Here is a 19125-nt window from a genome sequence, read left to right on the forward strand (position 1 = left end):
TAATCTAGTGTTTGTTTTTGTGCTATTGCCAAAAGTCATAAAAGTTGTGTTGATATCACAGTTTTATTTTTAAAGGCTTTTAGGTTGAAAATATCATAAAAGGAGGTAAAAATGAAAGACCAAGTATTGAGTTTACTTAGGAAAAACAATGCGCCGAGAGATTGGGAAGATGTGCTTGCTACTGTTAAAGAAAGCGGTAATTTGACTAAAAGAGTAGGCAAGGTAAACGATGAGCCAATTTATCGTTTTTTTGACACATATTCAGATGATTTGACTTTAAACAGTAGTTCAATTTCAATTGCGGTGCAGCCAACTGAATCATTCGTACCGTATCATCTTCATAATTATATTGAGATTATGATACCCTTAGTGGAGGATTGCACTGTGGTATTAGAGCATTCAGAAGTCAAGGTCAATCAGGATGATTTGATTTTTATGGGCAATCGAACCGTTCATAAAGTGAAACCGATTAGTAAAAATGGAATAGTAGTAAATATTGCCTTGCGAAGCTCAGCTTTTTCACTAAATGAACTAGATTATTTAAAAAACAAAAAGAATAGTTCAAATATCTCAAATATTCTTTTCTCACTTTTGTCTGATGAAGAATATGGTGAAGGAAGATATAGTCTATTCAAAACAAATCATGATCGAAAAATAACTGAGCTTATCTATGATGTAATCGATGAATATTATCATCCTGACATTCAATCTGACCAGCTGATTAGGTTGGAAATGCTCACACTTTTTTCGCGGTTAATCCGTCAGACAGCAAATTCAGAAATAAAGGTAAAAGATTATCGCAAAAAGAACAATAATCTGTTGTCACTTCTTTTATACATCGAAAAACACTACAGCCACATAACCCTACAAGAAATGGCTAAGCGCTTTGGCTTTAATCCTAATTATTTGTCTGATTATCTTAAAAAACAAACCGGTAAAACCTTTATTCAGCTGGTTCACCTGCAAAGAATAAATGTTGCTGCTGAATACTTGACTTATACCACTGCTCCAATTGAGCGAATCGCAAATCGAGTTGGGTATGAAAATCCATCATATTTTTATAAAATTTTCAAAAAATATTTTGGAATTTCACCAGCTGAATACCGTAATAAAAATAGTTAAAAACGTAGCTGATATAATATCTTGTCAGCTTTTTTTGTACATGTTATTTTAAATGAAAACTGGGAAATGAATATAATTCTTCTGTTTTTTGGATATGGTCAAGTTCTTGCTCTGGCTAATATACTTTTTAAGTGAAATCTGAAAGCGAATTCTAGCTAAGGAGAAGAATTTAATGAATAAAAAACAGATATCCAAAGCGATAGGTATTCTAAGTATGAACCTATTGTTAATGCTCTCAACTGCTGTAACTTCAGCTATAGCTGCGATTGCAAAATCATTTCCATCTGAGCCAATTTCTAAAGTTCAATTAATTGGTTCAATTCCTCAATTAGGTCAAATTATTGCTACTGCTTTATTTGCCTACTTGACATTTAAAATGACCAGAAAGAATCTAGGTCTTTTAGCAGTTGCAGTTGTTGGAATTGCCGGAGTTATTCCAGCTATCTACAGCAGTAGCTTAAATATTATTTTAGCCTGCATGGTTTTAGTAGGCTTTGGTACGGGAACAATTACTAATGTTGTGCCAGTGCTATTACAAGAGAACTTCGAAGGTGAAGCTCGCGCTACAACAATGGGTTGGGCAACAGGTGTTACTAACGTCGGAATGATGATCTTTACCGCTCTTGGAGGAGTTCTTGGAAGTGCAAATTGGCGTAATCTTTTCTGGGTATACGCATTAGCTTTAATTGTCTTCATTTTGGCACTTTTATTGATTCCACAAGATAGTAAGCTTGCTAGTTCAGACAAAGATAAGAAGTCTGGTGAAAAGACAAGTTTCTGGAAGCTATTAAAGAACTTTAATGGTCTTGTTTATGTACTTTATCTTGTAAACTTCATGCTTTCATTAGCAATGATGACTTTCCTTGCAAACCAATCTATCGTTTTAGCAGCTCAAGGAAAAGGAACTGCATATGTGGCAATGGTAACAGCACTTGGTAATGTTGGTGGTATTATCACTGCTACTTTCTTAACTTATATTAGAAAATTCACAAAGAGCGATACAATTGCTTGGGGATTTGTTGCATTCGCGCTATCATTCATCTGTATTGTATTCTCATCAAATGTTGTGCTTCACATTATCGGTAATGCCTTCTCAGGGATGGGGATTGTTCTAGTTAATGCCACAGCTCCATTTGAAATGTCTCTTTTGACAGACCAGAAGCAATTCCCATTGGCTATTTCAATTAATACATTACTTGGTTCAATTGCGGGAATGATTGTTCCAATGTTACTTGCAGCAGTAAAAATTGCACCAGGACATGATTCTTATATTGCAGGAATTGTAATCTCAGCTGTAACTGCTGCTGCACTGTTCATTACTCGCTTTGGTTCAAGAGTAGAAAAGAACAAACAAAAAGAAGCTTAATTACCAAATCTAGATATGCCAGTGCTGATAATGGCTCAGCACCTCCAAAGAAAAATACATCTAAGTAAAAAGAAGACCAGTTTTTAATTTGAAACTGGTCTTTTTATATTTACAAGTACTAAAACTGGGAATAGGACACATATTTTCTGTTTTTTGAATATGGTTATGCCTCTTTTTTACTTATATACTTTGTTTTGCTGAAAGCGATTTATGTTATTTAAGGAGTTTAAGAAATGAAAAAATTTCAAGAGTGGCTAGAAAAATATCTAGTTCCGTTTTCAAATAAGCTAGGACAAAATAAGGTCCTACAAAGTATTTCATCTGGAATGGTTATGACACTGCCAGTGACAATTGGTGCGTCTATTTTCTCTATTTTTGCCAGTTTTCCAATTAAACCTGTAGCAGATTGGTTTGCTAAAGTTGGTATTACACCATCCATGACTGCTATCGTTAACGGGACAATGAACATTTTAGCTGTTTTCATTGCCTTTACAATTGCTTATGACTACGCTCAAAAGTCTAAGGCAAACGGTGTTGTATCAGGTCTATTAAGTTTGGCCAGCTTTTTCATTTTGATGCCGCAAGTTATTCCAGGCAAAACGCCAATTAATGCGTTTAAGATTAACTATTTAGGCAGTGAAGGTATAATTGTTGCTATTTTGCTATCAATTTTAATTGGTGTTTTCTATGTTAAGTTAAGTAGAAACAAGAAGTTAACAATCAAATTACCTGATTCGGTTCCTAGCATGGTTAGTTCATCTATTGAACCTTTAATTATTGGAATTATTATTTTTGTTGGCGTATTTATTGTAAGAGCTATTTTTGACTTTTCACCATTTGGAAATGTTTTTGACTTTGTTAATAAGCTAATTACAACTCCATTATTACATGTAGGTGGTTCACCAATTACATTAATTTTAATTATGGTGTTATCTAACCTATTATTTACCTTTGGTATTCATCCAGCTGCTATTCAGTCGGTTATTATTCCAATTGTAATTTCAATGATGGTAGGTAGTACGCCAGCATACCAAGCTGGTAAAACTATTCCATATTTAAGTAATTTAGTTGTATTTTCATTTGCAAATAATGATGCTGCTGGCGCTACACTGAGTTTAGTTCTAGTTGCGTTAGTTTTCGGTAAGTCTAAGCGTTACAAGGAATTTTTCAAAGTTTCAGCTTTACCAAATATTTTTAACATCAACGAGCCAATCATTTTCGGTATGCCGATTGTATTAAACCCAATTATGTTTATTCCATTTATTTTATCTAGTTTTGTATCTAGTGGTGTAGCTTTATTAGCTGTTAAAATTGGCTTCATTACTAGTTACAATCCAAGTTTAGGAATGGGTATGCCTTGGACAATGCCTAAATTAGTTGCTGATGCTATGATTATGGGCTGGCAAGGTGCAGTTATTTGGATTATCAACTTTGCATTAATGTGTGCAATCTATCTTCCATTCTTTAAGGTTGCAGACAAGCAAGCATTAGAGGAGGAAAGTAAATAAAAATGAGCATTCAAAAGCAGCTCAAGGACGATTTTCCAGCTGACTTTTTGTGGGGAGCAAGTACTTCAGCTTTTCAGGTTGAAGGTGCAGCTAATGAAGACGGTAAAGGCGTTACAGTTGCTGATTTACGTTCACAGAAAAGTAAGTATATAGATACTTCAGTTGCAGCTGATCATTATCATCATGTTGAAGAAGATGTAGCCTTAATGGCTGAGCTTGGCCTAAAAAGTTACCGTTTTTCAATTTCTTGGGCACGTATTTATCCTCATGGTAATGATGAGGAACCAAACCAAAAAGGTATTGATTTTTACAATAAGCTAATCAACTTATTGGTCAAAAATAAAATTGAGCCGATAGTTACATTATTCCATTTTGATTGTCCAGAAGATTTGGTTAAACAATATGGTGGATGGGCCAATAGAAAAGCAATTGATGATTACTATCGCTATGCTAAAACTGTTTTTGAACAATTTGGTGACCGTGTAAAATACTGGTTAACTGTCAATGAACAGTCACTAATTGCCAATGTACCAGCGATGAACGGAATTACCGACACTGACATGCATCGTTTAAGAGAAAAAGGCGAGAATTCAAACTACAATATGTTTTTAGCTCAAGCTAAGGTTTACTCACTGTGTCATGAAATGTTCCCTAATTCCAAAATAGGTCCAGCTGTATCATATATGACCAATTTCCCTTACGATCATACTTCTGCTAATGCACTAAAGAGTAAATCAATGGAAGATATGATTTCTTTTATTGATATGGACGTTGCTCTTCGTGGTGAATTACCGAGCTATTATTTACGTTACCTTAAGGACAGCAATATAACACTTGATGTACATGAAGGTGATGCCGAAATATTGCAAAAAGGAAGAGCTAATTTCTTAGGCCTAAACTGGTACTCAACTTCAGTGTTCAAATTAAGCAATGAAGAAAGCCCTAAAATGCTCGATGGTGTTATTTCTAATGTCGAGAAGGTTAGGGACGATCGTTTAATGAATTCTGAATGGGACTTTTCATACGATCCCGTTGGTTTACGCTTTGCCTTGCAAAAGGTTAATGATCGCTATCCAAATATTCCAATTATTATTACAGAATGTGGTTGGCCAGAACGTGAAGAGCTTGAAAATGGAAAAGTCCATGATTCAAAGAGGGTTAAGTACCTTAACGGACATATTTATGAATTACGTGAAGCGATTAAGGATGGCGTAAATGTAATTTCATTTAATCCTTGGTCATTTTTGGACTTATTAAGTGTTAACGATGGCATGGATAAACGATATGGCTTAGTATTTGTTAATCGTGACAATAATTCTGAACGTGATATGAAGCGTTATCCAAAAGATAGTTTCTACTTTTATCAAAAAGTAATTGCCACAAACGCTAAAAATGTTACTAAATTAGAGATAGATGAATAAGGAGTTTTAATATGGCTGAAAAAACAATCATGCTATGCTGTTCTGCAGGAATGAGCACAAGTTTACTTGTTACTAAAATGCAAAAAGCAGCTGAAGACCAAGGAAAAGATGTGGAAATTTTTGCTTGTCCTGCAGCGGAAGCAGATGACAACCTTGCGCAAAACAAAATTGACTGTATTTTACTTGGACCTCAGGTTCGTTATATGGAAAACGAATTTAAGCAAAAAGTTGATGGTAAAAACATTGGGCTAGCAGTAATTGATATGCAAGCATATGGTATGATGGATGGAGCCAAAGTATTAGATCAAGCATACCAGTTAATGAGTGAATAAATATACTAGAAGTTAATAAAAGGTTTGAACCTAGTTCAAACCTTTTTGCTGTTTAAATACTAATTAAATTACATAACCAGGAAAATAAATGATGCCTTGTAACGGTAAAATATATTTTTGAAAAAAGTTTGCTTATTGCTTACGAATGTAAACATTTTGAAATGATAACACTAATTAGAATAAATTTTAATTTTTTAAAGTTAAGCCCATTAAATAACCTGAAAAAGCCCCATTTTTACTATGAAAAAAGGTATAATTTGGATAATAAATGAAAGGGGTTTTTACCTATGATGTGTGATAATTTGTTTTTTAAGATTGTTTGGGTAATTGTTTATGGCATTACTGCTTACTTTACATTTACTGATAAGATGATGATGGCTATGTACTGGATGGCAGGCGGTATGTTTGCTCAAGCCTTAGTTGACCTAATTTATCACTTCTGGCCAAAGAAGAAGTGTTAATACTAAAAAAACAGCTTTTTATATAAAAAGCTGTTTTTTTACTGGACATTTTCTTTTAAAAAGCTCTGAATGATTTTTTCCCGCATGGCAAGAAAAACTTGGTTATGTCCCGTGGGATGAACACGGTTAGTTAAAACGATCATTCCGGATTTTTTTACTCGATCTAGGAGAATTAGTGTCCCAGTGAAACCTGTATGTAAGATAATTGGGTAATTAAATTCAGGGTCAAAGCGTAAGTCCCAACCCCAAGAACGTGGCTGAACACCGGCAGGATTTTTATTCTCAAAAAGCTTAGTTACGGTTTCTTGGTCATATGGAAGAATATTATCGTCTAAGCCAATGTAACCTTTCGAAATTTTAATTAAATCAGACATTGTAGAAAAGAGGCCAGCAGAGCCACAATCACTCCCAAGTTGTCTTGCTTTAGGATCATGAGGCACTCCTTGGAGGACGGAACCGTTTACCATTGCTGTTGGAACACAGTTATCCTTATCAGGTGAAAAAGTGGTTTCTGAGAGTTTCATTGGTCTGATAATTTCATCTACTCCAACTTCCTGAACAGGCTTACCATAGATTCTTTTAATTACTAAGCCCAGAAGAATGAAGTTGGTATCGGCATACCGCATTTTATGCTCAAATTCGTCAGTTACAGGTAAGTTAATAATTGCATGTATTAACTCATCATGGTTTAGCTGGTCACGATTTTCAATCCAACCGCGAATTCCACTAGTATGGGTGAGAAGATGAAAAAGGCGAACTCGTTTGTCTTGAAACTCTGGAATAAAATCTTGAAGTGGCTCAGTAAAGTTTAATTCATCGTTTTGATAAAGCTTTAATAAAATATTTTCAGTAATTAGCACTTTAGTTAGACTTGCCAAATCATATTGGGCAAATGGACTGAGTTGAGTTACTTTGGGGTATGTACTAGCAAAACCAATTGTTGAAGTAAAAATTTGCTTGTCTTTAATAAAAGCGTAGTTAACGCCTGGAACAATCCTTTCGGAAACCATTGATTCAATTAAATTTTGTGTGGTTGAATAATCAAGCATAAAAAATTCCTTCATAAAATACTTTACCTACTATTATATACAATTAAAGTAATAAAATTGTATCGAAAAGACAATAATTGTATTTTTATGTTAAGAAGAAGTTTATCAAAACTCAGAAAGTAAAAAATATTGAGGATATGTGATTTTTAAGCTGAAAATCTTTGGTGTAAATGCGTCAAAAGCACTTGACAACAAGGGCTGTATAAAGCATAATAATTACTGTTGATTTTGCCCGTTGGTCAAATGGTTAAGACGCCACCCTCTCAAGGTGGAGTTACGAGTTCAATTCTCGTACGGGTGATTAACACTGGGATATAGCCAAATGGTAAGGCACAGGTTTCTGGTTCCTGCATGTTTCGGTTCGAGCCCGGATATCCCAATAATTACATTTTTGCCTTTATGTCAGATGGTTTAAACGCTGATATAAAGGCATTTTTATTTTCTCGAATTTTCTGTAATTAGTTCAGGACAAGTTAAAAAACTTTATATTTTTAAGTAGACGTGCAAGTGGGCTAATCTTAGATATTTAGCTAAATCGGTACAGTTGGTTAGTGTAAAACAAGTAGGTTTAAATCTGACTTAGACACCAAAAAGCCAGAATCTATAAGGGTTTTGGCTAGTTTTAGTGCTTTCAGATTTCATAATATAAATAAAAATTTATTGACAATTTAAAGTCGCTCAATTAGTCTTTAGTTAATTTTGTTTTAACTAAATATTAAAGTGTTTAATGTTTTTTGGAAGGTATTTTTTTGCCAAATTATAAAAAGAGTAACTCAGTCAGTAGTGGCTCTGAAATAAAATTAGAAAAAGAAGTACAATCCTTAGAAGATATTATCCTTTAATTAAATTATGTAGGTGATTTTATGCGTGCTGTTCTAAAAGAGATTAATGGCAAGTACAAGTTTGAGTATTTTCTTTTTTTAGGAATGAGTATTATTAATACATGTATTGAGACATCTAATGTTATTTTGGAAGGTATGCTAATAAATTCACTAGTATATAAGGCTGATAGGACATCATTTATACGTAATATAATAGTGATAATAGTTTTAAACCTAATAAGATTATTTTTATCTTTTTTTATAAATAAAATTCAAATTCTAAAGTTCAGAAAAATAAACATAGAAGTAAACGATATTATAATAAAGAAGCTTTATTCAAAAGATACGTTAGAAGTCTTAAAACTTGATCCTATTCAAACTGCAGATAGAATTACGGAAGATACTAATGAAATCTTAAATTTCTTGTTTCAAACAGTAAATCAAATCGCTTCAATTATTATTTCCTCGATTATAATTTTTATTTATATTATTAAAGCTAAATCTCACTTTTTCTTGCTAGTAATGATTTTGCTACCAGCCTATATTATTTTGTACCTTTTTTTAAAACCAAAAATATTCAAAATAAACTTAGAATTAAGACGAATTTACAATGAATATTTTTCTGGGTTTGCTGAATGGCTGAATAGATATGTTGAAATTAAAGGTAATAAACGGGAAGAAATAGAATCCAGAAGATGGAAAAAGACTAAAGTTTCTCTTTTAAATATTACAAGAAAAAACTTTCTTCTTAATTTGGGTATGTCTACTTGTGAAATCGTCTTACAATTGATTTTCCAGATAATATTGTTTATTAATGGCGGATTGGCCGTAATATCAGGAAGTATGACAATTGGATCTTTTTCAGTTCTTTTTCAATACTTTAATCAATTATTAGGACAAGTGGATGAAAGCTTTTCTATTTTGTTTAACTTTGAGTCTTTTCGAGCTGCATACATGAGAATTGATCAATTGATGTCTATCCGGAATGAAGTAGACGGAGCAATAGTCATTTCTAATGTTAAAAATATACAAGTTCACAATTTCAATATTAGCTTGGATGCACAAAATACTTTATTTTCAAAAGAACTTACATGTACTTTTAATAATCCTGGTTTTTATGTTATTAGAGGCAAAAATGGAATAGGAAAATCTACTTTTTTAAGGACGATAATTGGACTGTATACGTCAGCGAAAAAAGGAACAATTTTAATAAACAATATAGATATTGATTTAATAAATAAGGAAAAATTGAGAGAAAATAATATGAGCTGTTTATTCCAAGATACGGTTCTTCCAAATTGTCTTGTAAGGGAATATTTAGATATGTATGTAAATGAGAGTAACGAAAACTGTATTTCTGGTGATCAATATTTCCAAAAAGTATTTAGCTCTTCTCAATTTAATATAAAAAAAGTGTTAGATAAGAAAATGACTGAGCTTTCAACGGGCGAAATACAATTAGTAAAGCTTTACTCTGCTATTTTGAAAAAGAAAGCGCACTGCTTTTTATTAGACGAGCCACTAGCTAATATTTACCCTGAATTGCAATCAGATTTATTATGCTTATTGGAAAAAATTGCACAAACTAATCTAGTTATAATCATTAGTCATGACCTTGAAATTAAGGAAAAAGCTAAAAACATAAGGATAAGATAACTATGAAATCATATATAATACCACAGTTTTTAATTTTAAATAATGATATTAATAATGCAGTAGTCCAAAATAAAAATGGGATAAATCACCTTACAAATAGAAGCATAATTAGTTTCTTTAGTAAGATAGACAATCTTCACAAAAATTTAGTTACTGAGCAGTTTTTAGAAGATTATTTTGGTTTAGAAATATATAAGTCAACTTTAAAGTTTATGTTGGATTCTCAGCTTCTCGAAGAAAAAGTTGAATATTATTCTGAATATAAAAATACAGTAGTTTTTACCAATACAAAATATATATAACTTGATGTCTAAAGTCATGAATGAAAAAAATGACACACTAACGAGCTACCACCTTAATACTTTTCAAAGCGACCGGTTTGAAGCAAAGATAAAAGAAATATCTGATGATAGCTTGATTATAACTATTTTTAGTCCTTTAGACTTTAATGAATATACTTGGCTCTGTGATTTTTTAAGAGAAAACAACAAAATCTATTGTACTGCTTTTCCGTATAATAAAAAATTTTACTTTTCTAATATATATAGTTATAAATGGAAAAATTCATGTCCAAAGTGCTTTATTTCTGAGTTAATTTCAAGTTTAAGATCTACAGGCAAATTTTATTCTATGCCGACTTTTCAAACAGGTAATGAAAGAAGCTATTATGAACTGTCAAATGGTTTGTATTTTGCTGCAGGAAACAATTGATGCAAAGCAATCTAATTTGAAACATAATGCATATCTTTATAATCGATATGGCAACCGCACAAAAACAAAATTAAAGAAAAACAGGCTGGTAAAGACTTATGGCGTACCTATTAGAATAAAGAATAAGGAATACTACATTGTAAATGTGAACAGCTTTATAAAGAAAGCAACTTTGTAAGTCCTACTAAGCAATGTTGTCATAAAAAAATAATCAGAGCATATTAAAAGGTCACAGTCCACAATTAAATTGTTGGAATGCGACCCTTTTGATTGAATAAATTAAGAGAGGTTAAATTATAAATTTAGAAGTAGCTTGAGCAGAGTACTTAAAACTATTTACTCAACTCAGCTTTTGTTTTTGAAACGAGCTTGTTGTCTGAAAAAACAAAAGTAACGCGATTACTATTGTTATCGGATTTTGATTTCGTTTTAGTTTGATAAAAAGCAATCTTGTTCTTTTTTCCCATTACGATGTTCTCGTTTAATGTATCGGGTTGACCATGTTTTTTAACCAGACTGGCATAAGAGCTATTTTCTTTAACTTTATTATATGATTTTAGAGTTAATTTACCAGCTGTTTTTTCCCACTTGAAATTAGTAATGGTCTTTGTTATTGCCTTTTTATTATAGAACTGAACAACAAGTGCTGCACTTGTTTTAGTCCAACCTATTGTTTTGATTTTTAGTCCGTTAACTAAAGTGGTTTTAGTGGACTTTGGTTTCCCTAAGAGTTCAGTGGTTTCAGTAATGGAAGCACCGCCGCCACCCTTTTTAGAAATATCTCCAAGCTTAATTTCGTCATACTTTTCTTTAAAAGCTTTTTTCTGCAGTTCAGTCTTAGTGAGTGTGTTAGAATTGCTCGACTTGTTATTAGAAGAGCATCCACCTAATGCGATTGCTAAGAAGCTGACTCCAACAACTGATAGTACTTTTTTTATTTTGATCATTAAGATCTCCCTTCAAAAATATGCCATAGGTTTAGTGTCACTGGCGTTGTGGACAATAAAAATATATGACCGTAGCTATTATATATGTATATTTAAACTTTTGGTAGGTGTTATTTTTTGCATCACTAAACCTGAGGTATTCTAATCATATTGTGTGCAGTAAGCTGGGAACTTAGTATAAAATACTGGTGTTTGTTCTTTAGCAAAAATTTTTATACCTGGAAACTAAAGAAGTGGGAGCTAACCGGTTTAAATTAGACTTAGAAAATTTCTAGGTATGGGGAACAAGTTGTGATATTATAATTGTATTAAAGAATAGAAAACGCTATTAGGAGAGTAATTATGAAGAAAATTGAAAGCTTAAAAATCAAGAAAAGCTCTGCTTTATTGACTGCCGCAGCTGCAGCAGTATTTGCTTTTGCTGGTGTTAATGGAACTAATGTTGTTAAAGCTGATGCTGCCAATCCTGCTGCTACAGTAGTTAACGATGGAAGAACTGCTACAGTTGTTGCTCATTATCAAGATGAAGCAGGAAATAAGATTGCTGACGATCAAACTATTGCCGGCCATACACAAGTTAGCTACGGAACAATGCGTAAGGCAATTCCTGGATACACTTTAAAGAATTGGCAAGGACCAACTGAAGGTTACTTTGAAGACACACCTAAAGAGGTAATCTACATTTATACTAAGGACAATGGTTCAAATGAGACCAATGTAACTGACAATTCAGGACAAATTCAAAACCCAATTGAAAAGCCTGGTACAAGTTCTGATCAAAAGGATCCTAGCAAAGATAAGAAGGACCCAGCAGCTTCAACTGATACTGCCAAAAAAGATGAGAACAAGAGTGACAATGTAAATACAACAACTAAGGATCCTGCCGCTAAACCAGCTGTTTTGCCACAAACTGGTTCTGATAAGACTAACTCTTTGAAGATGTTATTAGCTGGTATTTCTGTCCTTGCAGTTTCATTGCTAGGAATGGTTGCAGCATTTAAAAAGCGTATCTAATCTGTTAAGCAACAAAATATTTGTATAACTGAATAACATTTAAATACACGATTTAGATTTAATCGAATCGTGTATTTTAGTTTGCTCAAAAATGTAATTACTCTGTTGCATCTGAATTAGCAGATTTCACAAAATATTAGCATATTTGCTCATGAAAAAAGAGCTCCAAATAGCTAGCTTGAAGCCCAACTATTATGAAGCTCTTTTATTTTGTGTTGTTAATCGTCTATTGCATTGTTTGCAATAACATTTTTGTACCAATTAAATGATTTCTTTTTGTATCTGTTATAAGTTCCACTACCATCATCATTTTTATCAACATAGATAAAGCCATAGCGTTTAGTCATTTCGCCTGTACTTGCTGATACAAGATCAATACAGCCCCAAGGGGTGTAGCCAACTAAGTTAACGCCGTCATCAATTGCTTTAGCCATTTCAACAATATGATCATGAAGATAATCAATCCGATAATCATCTTCGACAGTATATTGACCATCTTTTTCAACTAGTTGATCTACTGCTCCCAGTCCATTCTCAACGACCATTAGTGGAATTTCATAACGTTCGTATATTTGATTTAGTGCTGTTCGAAGGCCAACAGGATCGATTTCCCACCCCCAAGCACTACGTTCAACATACGGATTTTTGACACCATTAAAGAAGTTACCAGCAGCTTTTTCAGCATCGTCTTGGGTAACAGTGACAGTAGATGACTGATAATAAGAAAAAGTATAAAAATCAACTTTTCCTTTTTGTAACAATTTTAAATCATCGTCAGTGATATCTAACTTAAGATTGTGGTCATTCCAGAACTTTTGCGCAAAGTAAGGATATTTTCCCTTAACCTGCACGTCACCACAGTAAAAATTATTGATTTCAGTCATATATTGAGCATAGCGAACATCGTCAGGATGGCTGGTTAGAGGATAGATCATGCGGTAGGCCATCATGCAGCCCATTTTTAATGAAGAATCATACTGATGTGCCCAATCAACAATTTCGGCGCTCGCTAAGAACTGATAATGTAATGCTTGATAACGTAGTTGGGTAGAGTCTTCCTCAGTATTATTGAAGACCTCTGAATCACCTAAGTACATTCCGCCGCCCATATACGCCCCAAGCGGTTTGGCAAGCATGTTGATTTCATTAAATGTAAGCCAGTATTTAACATCTTGGTGATAACGTTTGATTATAGTCTTAGCAAATTTAACATACTGGGGAATCATTTTACGAGAGGCCCAAGCATTGAACTCTTGTGTTAATCCAATGGGATTTTCAAAATGTGAGATGGTTACTAACGGCTCGATATGATATTTTTTCAATTCAGCAATTAAGTTATCATAAAATTCTAACCCTTTTTCATTAGGCTCGTTTTCTAAACCATTAGGGTAAATTCTTGACCAAGCAATTGAAAAACGGTATGTTTTGAAACCCATTTCGGCAAATAACTTAACATCTTCTTTGTAATGATGATAGTGATCAACGGCCATATGATTAGGGTAGAGGGTGTTGTCTTCGATTTGACGTGTGATTCTTCGCGGTGTCTGATGATCACCACCAGTAAGTAAATCCATCGTGGATAACCCCTTACCGTCTTCATTGTAGGCACCCTCAAGTTGATTAGCGGCTGTTGCTCCGCCCCATAAAAAGTCTTTGGGAAACGAATAAGTTTTACTCATTATCATCTTGTCCTTTAATTCTAGTGCTGAAGATTCGATCATCAACAGTTACTTGATCTACTGAGTTATAGTTTAACTGGTTGTCTGGTTTATTGAGCGCAATTATTAAAACAGTCGGATCATATCCTGCTTGTTTAATTTTAGCAAAGTCAACTTGAACCAAAGGATCTCCCTGTTTTACTTCTTGTTGCTCTTTAACTTGAACGTCGAAACCTTCGCCCTTTAAGTTAACTGTGTTAATTCCAATATGAATCAGATATTCATTACCATTATCTGATGTGATTCCAATTGCGTGACCAGTTTGATAGGTCATAGTAACTTTACCGGCTAGAGGAGAAACAATTAGATCAGTTTCAGGGTCAATCCCGCGACCTGAACCAAGCGATCCACTTGCGAACACTTCATCGTTAACTTGATCTAGAGGAATAACTTTACCATCAACTGGAGCGTTAACAGCTTCAAATTCAGCGTAATTTTCAGTATTAGATGAATTTAATGTATCTGATGTTTTTGACGCACTTGAATCAGTTTTTTTAACTTTTGCGAGTAAAAAGGTGAAGATAAAACCTAAAACAAAGGCAATAATAGCAGTAATAATGGCATTTAAAAAGTTGCCAGGCTTACCAATGAAGTTAACAATAGTGAAGATACCAGGTGAACCGAATGAATATCTAACAACTTGAGTGATACCAGCGTAAAAGCCAGCCAATCCACCGGCAGCCATAACTGCGTAAATTGCTCGTTGGTACTTTAAGGTAACACCGTAAAGAGCAGGCTCAGTAATTCCTGATAGGGCAGTTACACCAGCAGAAAGTGCTAATTGGCGATTTTGTGAACGTTTATCTTTTAGGGCAATGGCAAATGAACAGCCAGCTTGAGCGATATTCGAGGCTAGCATACCAGGTCCAAGAATATTCTCACTTCTTGCAGGACTAGCAATACCTAAAGATGCTATTGGCACTAGTGCTACGTGCATACCTACCATAACTAGAAGAGGTGAGAAAGCACCCATTAAAGTTGGAACTAGCCAAGGCGCGTATTTGTTTAAACTATTGATTAGTAATGCTAATAAGTCACCTAACCATGAGCCAATTGGTCCAATAACAATTAAAGCAAGGGGAGCCATGATGATAAAAATCAAAAGTGGTTTAAGCATTGTTTTAATGACGTTAGGGGAGACTTTTTCAGCAAATTTTTCAACGTAGGATTGAATCCAAACACATAAAATGATTGGAATAACAGTGCTGCTGTATGTAGCTAAAGTTATTGGTGCTCCAAACAGAGTTACTGGTTTGCCTGCAGCGACTAACGCTGCCCAATTGGGATGTAAAAGCACACCAGCAATAGCAATTGACAAAAATTTATTTGTCTTAAAGTGTTCTGCAGCACTAACTGCCAGCATCATTGGCAGGAAGTAAAAGACAGCATCAGCCATAAAGCTCAAAATAGCGTAGTTCTGGGACTTGACTGAGATTAGATTAAAAGTAGTTAAAAGTGAAATAACCACTTTAAACATACCGCCGGCAATTAATGGCGTAATGATTGGTGCCATAATTGTAACTAGAATATTAACCAGGTTTCTGAAAAAGCCAACCTTTTCTTTATCTGGAGATGGCTCAGATGAATTATCACTAGAAATATGATAATCGTTTTGAATCTGTTTAAAGTACTCACCAACTTTTGCGCCGATGATAACTTGCGATTCTTCACCAGCTTGAACCGCCCCCAAGATTTCCGGTTGCTGCTTCAAAAATTCAGCATTAAATTTACTTTTATCCTTTAACGTAAAGCGAATTCGTGTCGCACAATGATAAAAGCTAGAAATGTTATCGGGACCGCCAACATTTTTAACGATCATATCGGTAACTTCTTTGTTACTTCTCATTTGTTTTTTCCTTTCAATACATGGTCACACGGTGAATATGAATAATTAAATAAGCAAGCTCTTCCTTAGTAATAGGCTTACTATAAATAATTTCAATTGTTTGCTTAAGCTTCATGGCAATTTTACTAGCCTCAGGATAAAGATTCATCACTTGTTCTAGTAATTCTGGATCATTTGAAAGCATCTGATCACTGATATATCTTTCAGCAAAAAACTTAATATGAGTAACGAAGCGCTCGTAATTTAAGCCTTCTGTTGCGAGGTTACCGTGGCAAAGAACACGCAGAGTTTGCAAGATATTATCAATTAGGCGAGAAACTTCAAGCACATTGCTGCTTTCCTGATTACTGGAAGCATTAATAATGTGAAAAGCAATGTTAGCAGCTTCTTCTTGAGGTAACTTTACGCCTAAATTGTCTTCGATAATATCAAGTGCATGTAATCCTACTTTGAACTCAGGCTGATAATAAGTTTTCATTTCTAGATATATACGGTTGCCTAACGATAAGTTATTTTGCAAACGTTGAATTGCAAAATATAAATGGTCAGACAAAGCATAATAAATACTTGCATCGAGCTTTTCGCGCAGACTTCGCTCTGCATATTCAACTATTTCAGTTGTTGTTTCAATGATCTTGGCTGGAATTTTTTGTAGTGACTGAACGAGCTCGTTTTGTTTGTTATCATCAACCGGAATGTACTTCCGACTAATTTTTTCTTCAGGCACTTCACTACCAACTTTTGCATGGTAGCCAATCCCTTTACCAAAAGCAATATATTCATTTCCATCGTGATCAATAATTACAACATTAACATTTAGTATCTTTTTAATTTTATTCATTCTTGTACCCATCAAAAAATGCAGACAGGACGACAAAAATAACTAATACTTAAAAAAGCAAAATGTTAGTTATCAATGTAGTCTTGCCTGCATTACCAGTAACATGCGCTATCATTAACTCTTTTAAAGTTAACAAAAAAATTATCTTTTTGCAAGCGCTATCTTTAAAAACTTTACAAAAATAGTTTTTAGCTGTTAATTATGTCAATTACATGCCAGCCTTAATTATCTTTTTCTCTGCCATTGTCTTGCGGAGTGAAAGAAGGGCAGTGTAGGTAGATAAAATGTATACCTTTTTAGTTGGAAGCTTGGCAATTTCTTCAATTACTGCTTCGTTATCCGGACAGATAGTCATTTGTTCTGGTGAAAAGCCAGCAACTTCTAAGCGAAATCCCATGTCATGCCAACGCTGTCCACCAACTAGAATTTGTTTAATTTGTTCGCGATTCAAATCTTCAAACTGACCATCCCAAATCCATGAAGTATCAATTCCATCAGCATGATTAGCATTAAGTAGGGCAACTAGAGAATAGTCATCCTTTTCGGTGTTAAGCATATGTAAAACTTCGTCTAGACCAACTGGATTTTTAACCAAAATGAGATCAATGTCCTTATCAGCGTATTGAATTAACTCTTGGCGACCAAAAACGCGTTTGTTTTTGGCAAAGGCACTAGCAATTTCTTCATCGTCAAGATCAAAATGACGTGCGACAGAATAAGCTGCTAAAGCATTGTAAATGTTATATGTTCCACCAATATTGATGTGATAATCTTTGGTTCCCATTCGAAAGCTAAGGTGGTTTGGATCCTGATCAATAATTTCGCTGACTGAATAAGTTAACTCCGGACGGCGATAGCCACAGTTGGGGCAGAAAAAGTCGCCTAAGTTAGCATAAATTCGGTCATGGTAGTGCAATATATGGTCGCATTCAGGGCAAAGGACACCATCAGTATTAACCGGAGCTTTAACATCATTTTGTGAATGGTCACTTGGAAGTTTGAAGCCGTAAAAAATTTTTGGATTTGGCAGATCAACTGATGAAAAAATACTAGCATCACCGTTAGCAATGACGGTTGCATCAGGAGCTAACTTAATACCTTCAATAATTTTATTATAGGTAGTATAAATTTCGCCGTAGCGATCCATTTGATCACGAAAGATATTAGTTAAAACAAAAACACTCGGCTTAACTAGTTTAGTAACCATTTTGACATTGGCTTCATCAACTTCTAAAACAGCAATGGGGCGCTTAGCTTTGCTCTTTTTATTAGCTAAAAAAGCAGTAACAATTCCTTGTTGCATGTTAGAACCAGACGGATTGGTCAAAACCTCGCCGTATTTTTCTCGTAAGGCTTCAACTATCAATGCAGTGGTCATAGTTTTACCATTTGTCCCGGTTACAATAACTGTTTCGTAATTTTGAGCAAGTGTGTTCAAAATATCTGGATCAAGTTTCATTGCAATTTTTCCTGGGAAGCTAGTTCCACCTTTTAGTACATTGTGAAGAAACCAGTAACTTGATTTTCCGGCAAATTTGGCAACATCAGATTTTAGATTCATGTTTATCCCTCGCTTTAAAATCTGTAACAACTATAGCATAGCACGCAAACGAAAACGAGTTTTTAACTACTATTTTAACTGCACTTATTTTGATTTTCATCTATACTAGATAAAGTCAGGTGGATATAATTATACAAAGGAGCAAAAATGGCACAATTATTTTTTCACTACGGCACAATGAGTAGTGGCAAAACGCTTGAAATTCTGAAAGACGCACATAACTATGAGGCTCAGGGTCGAAAAATTGTGCTGATGACAAGTGGCGTAGATAATCGGAGTGGGGTAGGAACTGTTGCTTCCCGAATAGGTCTTCATCGCAAGGCTATTCCAATTGAGCATGACATGGATATTTTTGCTTATATCGAAAAAATCAATGATCAGGAAAAAAAGCTTGGTGATGGTCCAATTGCTTGCGTTTTTGTTGATGAAGCACAGTTTTTGGAGCGGCACCATGTTTTTGAGTGTGCTAGAATTGTTGACGAATTAGGCATACCAGTAATGGCTTTTGGACTAAAAAATGATTTTCAGAATAACCTATTTGAAGGTTCAAAAAACCTGTTGATTGTTGCTGATAAAATCAACGAAATAAAAACCATTTGCCACTATTGTGGACGTAAGGCTACAATGAACTTGCGTATTCACGAAGGGAAACCAGTTTATGAAGGTGAGCAGGTCCAAATTGGTGGTGATGAAAGTTACTATCCGGTTTGTCGTTTTCATTATTTTCACCCAAATGAACAAAGATAGAGAG

General features: G+C 34.2%; 18 protein-coding genes and 2 tRNA genes. 14 read left to right on the forward strand and 6 right to left on the reverse strand.

What is annotated here, in order from left to right; genetic code table 11:
* Positions 1–111: 111 nt before the first annotated feature.
* The 6 genes from DKL56_RS03085 to DKL56_RS07890 all read left to right on the forward strand — a co-directional run bounded on the left by DKL56_RS03085 (position 112) and on the right by DKL56_RS07890 (position 6210).
* Positions 112–1122, forward strand: a complete 1011-nt coding sequence (locus tag DKL56_RS03085; RefSeq protein ID WP_074425500.1) for an AraC family transcriptional regulator — start codon at positions 112–114, stop codon at positions 1120–1122.
* Positions 1123–1294: 172 nt separating this feature from the next.
* On the forward strand, positions 1295–2488 hold the full coding sequence (locus DKL56_RS03090) for an MFS transporter (RefSeq protein ID WP_109715373.1): 1194 nt from the start codon (positions 1295–1297) through the stop codon (positions 2486–2488).
* Positions 2489–2721: 233 nt separating this feature from the next.
* Complete coding sequence (locus tag DKL56_RS03095; RefSeq protein ID WP_109715374.1) at positions 2722–3996, forward strand: PTS sugar transporter subunit IIC; 1275 nt, start codon at positions 2722–2724, stop codon at positions 3994–3996.
* 2 nt (positions 3997–3998) lie between these two features.
* Positions 3999–5417: a glycoside hydrolase family 1 protein gene (locus DKL56_RS03100; protein ID WP_109715375.1), complete on the forward strand. Its 1419-nt coding sequence runs from the start codon at positions 3999–4001 to the stop codon at positions 5415–5417.
* Between the two features lie 11 nt (positions 5418–5428).
* Complete coding sequence (locus tag DKL56_RS03105; RefSeq protein WP_109715376.1) at positions 5429–5749, forward strand: PTS sugar transporter subunit IIB; 321 nt, start codon at positions 5429–5431, stop codon at positions 5747–5749.
* A gap of 287 nt (positions 5750–6036) precedes the next feature.
* A complete protein-coding gene (locus DKL56_RS07890; RefSeq protein WP_165775957.1) occupies positions 6037–6210 on the forward strand; it encodes a hypothetical protein in 174 nt (57 codons plus the stop codon).
* Positions 6211–6248: 38 nt separating this feature from the next.
* Here the strand turns inward: DKL56_RS07890 and DKL56_RS03110 are convergent, their stop codons facing one another.
* The gene (locus DKL56_RS03110) at positions 6249–7259 is read right to left on the reverse strand and encodes a serine hydrolase domain-containing protein (RefSeq protein WP_109715377.1); all 1011 of its coding nucleotides are present in this window, start codon (positions 7257–7259) and stop codon (positions 6249–6251) included.
* Between the two features lie 229 nt (positions 7260–7488).
* Between DKL56_RS03110 and DKL56_RS03115 the strand changes: the two genes are divergently transcribed.
* From DKL56_RS03115 to DKL56_RS03135, 6 genes are all read left to right on the forward strand, one after another.
* Positions 7489–7560 (forward strand) — tRNA-Glu (locus DKL56_RS03115).
* A gap of 7 nt (positions 7561–7567) precedes the next feature.
* Positions 7568–7639, forward strand: a tRNA-Gln gene (locus DKL56_RS03120).
* A 483-nt stretch (positions 7640–8122) separates the two neighbouring features.
* A complete protein-coding gene (locus DKL56_RS03125) occupies positions 8123–9736 on the forward strand; it encodes an ATP-binding cassette domain-containing protein (RefSeq protein WP_109715378.1) in 1614 nt (537 codons plus the stop codon).
* Positions 9737–9738: 2 nt separating this feature from the next.
* Positions 9739–10038: a hypothetical protein gene (locus DKL56_RS07915; RefSeq protein ID WP_239440604.1), complete on the forward strand. Its 300-nt coding sequence runs from the start codon at positions 9739–9741 to the stop codon at positions 10036–10038.
* A gap of 16 nt (positions 10039–10054) precedes the next feature.
* Positions 10055–10447: an McbB family protein gene (locus DKL56_RS07920; RefSeq protein WP_239440605.1), complete on the forward strand. Its 393-nt coding sequence runs from the start codon at positions 10055–10057 to the stop codon at positions 10445–10447.
* Positions 10404–10625 (forward strand): SLAP domain-containing protein, encoded by a 222-nt coding sequence (locus tag DKL56_RS03135; RefSeq protein WP_162542497.1) that lies wholly within the window; start codon positions 10404–10406, stop codon positions 10623–10625. Before DKL56_RS07920 ends, DKL56_RS03135 begins: the two co-directional genes overlap by 44 nt.
* A 154-nt stretch (positions 10626–10779) precedes the next feature.
* Here the strand turns inward: DKL56_RS03135 and DKL56_RS03140 are convergent, their stop codons facing one another.
* Positions 10780–11394 carry a DUF3862 domain-containing protein gene (locus tag DKL56_RS03140; protein ID WP_074425491.1) on the reverse strand — a complete coding sequence of 205 codons (615 nt, stop codon included), beginning with the start codon at positions 11392–11394 and terminating at the stop codon, positions 10780–10782.
* Positions 11395–11736: 342 nt separating this feature from the next.
* On the opposite strand from DKL56_RS03140, the gene DKL56_RS03145 reads away from it, so the two are divergent.
* The gene (locus DKL56_RS03145; protein WP_109715380.1) at positions 11737–12408 is read left to right on the forward strand and encodes a MucBP domain-containing protein; all 672 of its coding nucleotides are present in this window, start codon (positions 11737–11739) and stop codon (positions 12406–12408) included.
* 218 nt (positions 12409–12626) lie between these two features.
* Here DKL56_RS03145 and DKL56_RS03150 read toward each other — a convergent pair whose 3' ends face one another.
* The 4 genes from DKL56_RS03150 to DKL56_RS03165 form a co-directional block, all read right to left on the reverse strand.
* The gene (locus DKL56_RS03150) at positions 12627–14087 is read right to left on the reverse strand and encodes a glycoside hydrolase family 1 protein (protein WP_109716028.1); all 1461 of its coding nucleotides are present in this window, start codon (positions 14085–14087) and stop codon (positions 12627–12629) included.
* The gene (locus DKL56_RS03155; RefSeq protein ID WP_109715381.1) at positions 14080–15972 is read right to left on the reverse strand and encodes a beta-glucoside-specific PTS transporter subunit IIABC; all 1893 of its coding nucleotides are present in this window, start codon (positions 15970–15972) and stop codon (positions 14080–14082) included. Before DKL56_RS03155 ends, DKL56_RS03150 begins: the two co-directional genes overlap by 8 nt.
* 13 nt (positions 15973–15985) lie before the next feature.
* On the reverse strand, positions 15986–16813 hold the full coding sequence (locus DKL56_RS03160) for a PRD domain-containing protein (protein ID WP_109715382.1): 828 nt from the start codon (positions 16811–16813) through the stop codon (positions 15986–15988).
* 208 nt (positions 16814–17021) lie between these two features.
* A complete protein-coding gene (locus DKL56_RS03165) occupies positions 17022–18374 on the reverse strand; it encodes a Mur ligase family protein (protein WP_109715383.1) in 1353 nt (450 codons plus the stop codon).
* 147 nt (positions 18375–18521) lie between these two features.
* On the opposite strand from DKL56_RS03165, the gene DKL56_RS03170 reads away from it, so the two are divergent.
* Positions 18522–19121 (forward strand): thymidine kinase, encoded by a 600-nt coding sequence (locus tag DKL56_RS03170; RefSeq protein ID WP_109715384.1) that lies wholly within the window; start codon positions 18522–18524, stop codon positions 19119–19121.
* The last annotated feature ends 4 nt before the right edge of the window (positions 19122–19125 follow it).

The sequence above is a fragment of the Lactobacillus apis genome, from assembly GCF_003150935.1.
GTDB classification, from domain to species: Bacteria; Bacillota; Bacilli; order Lactobacillales; family Lactobacillaceae; genus Lactobacillus; species Lactobacillus apis.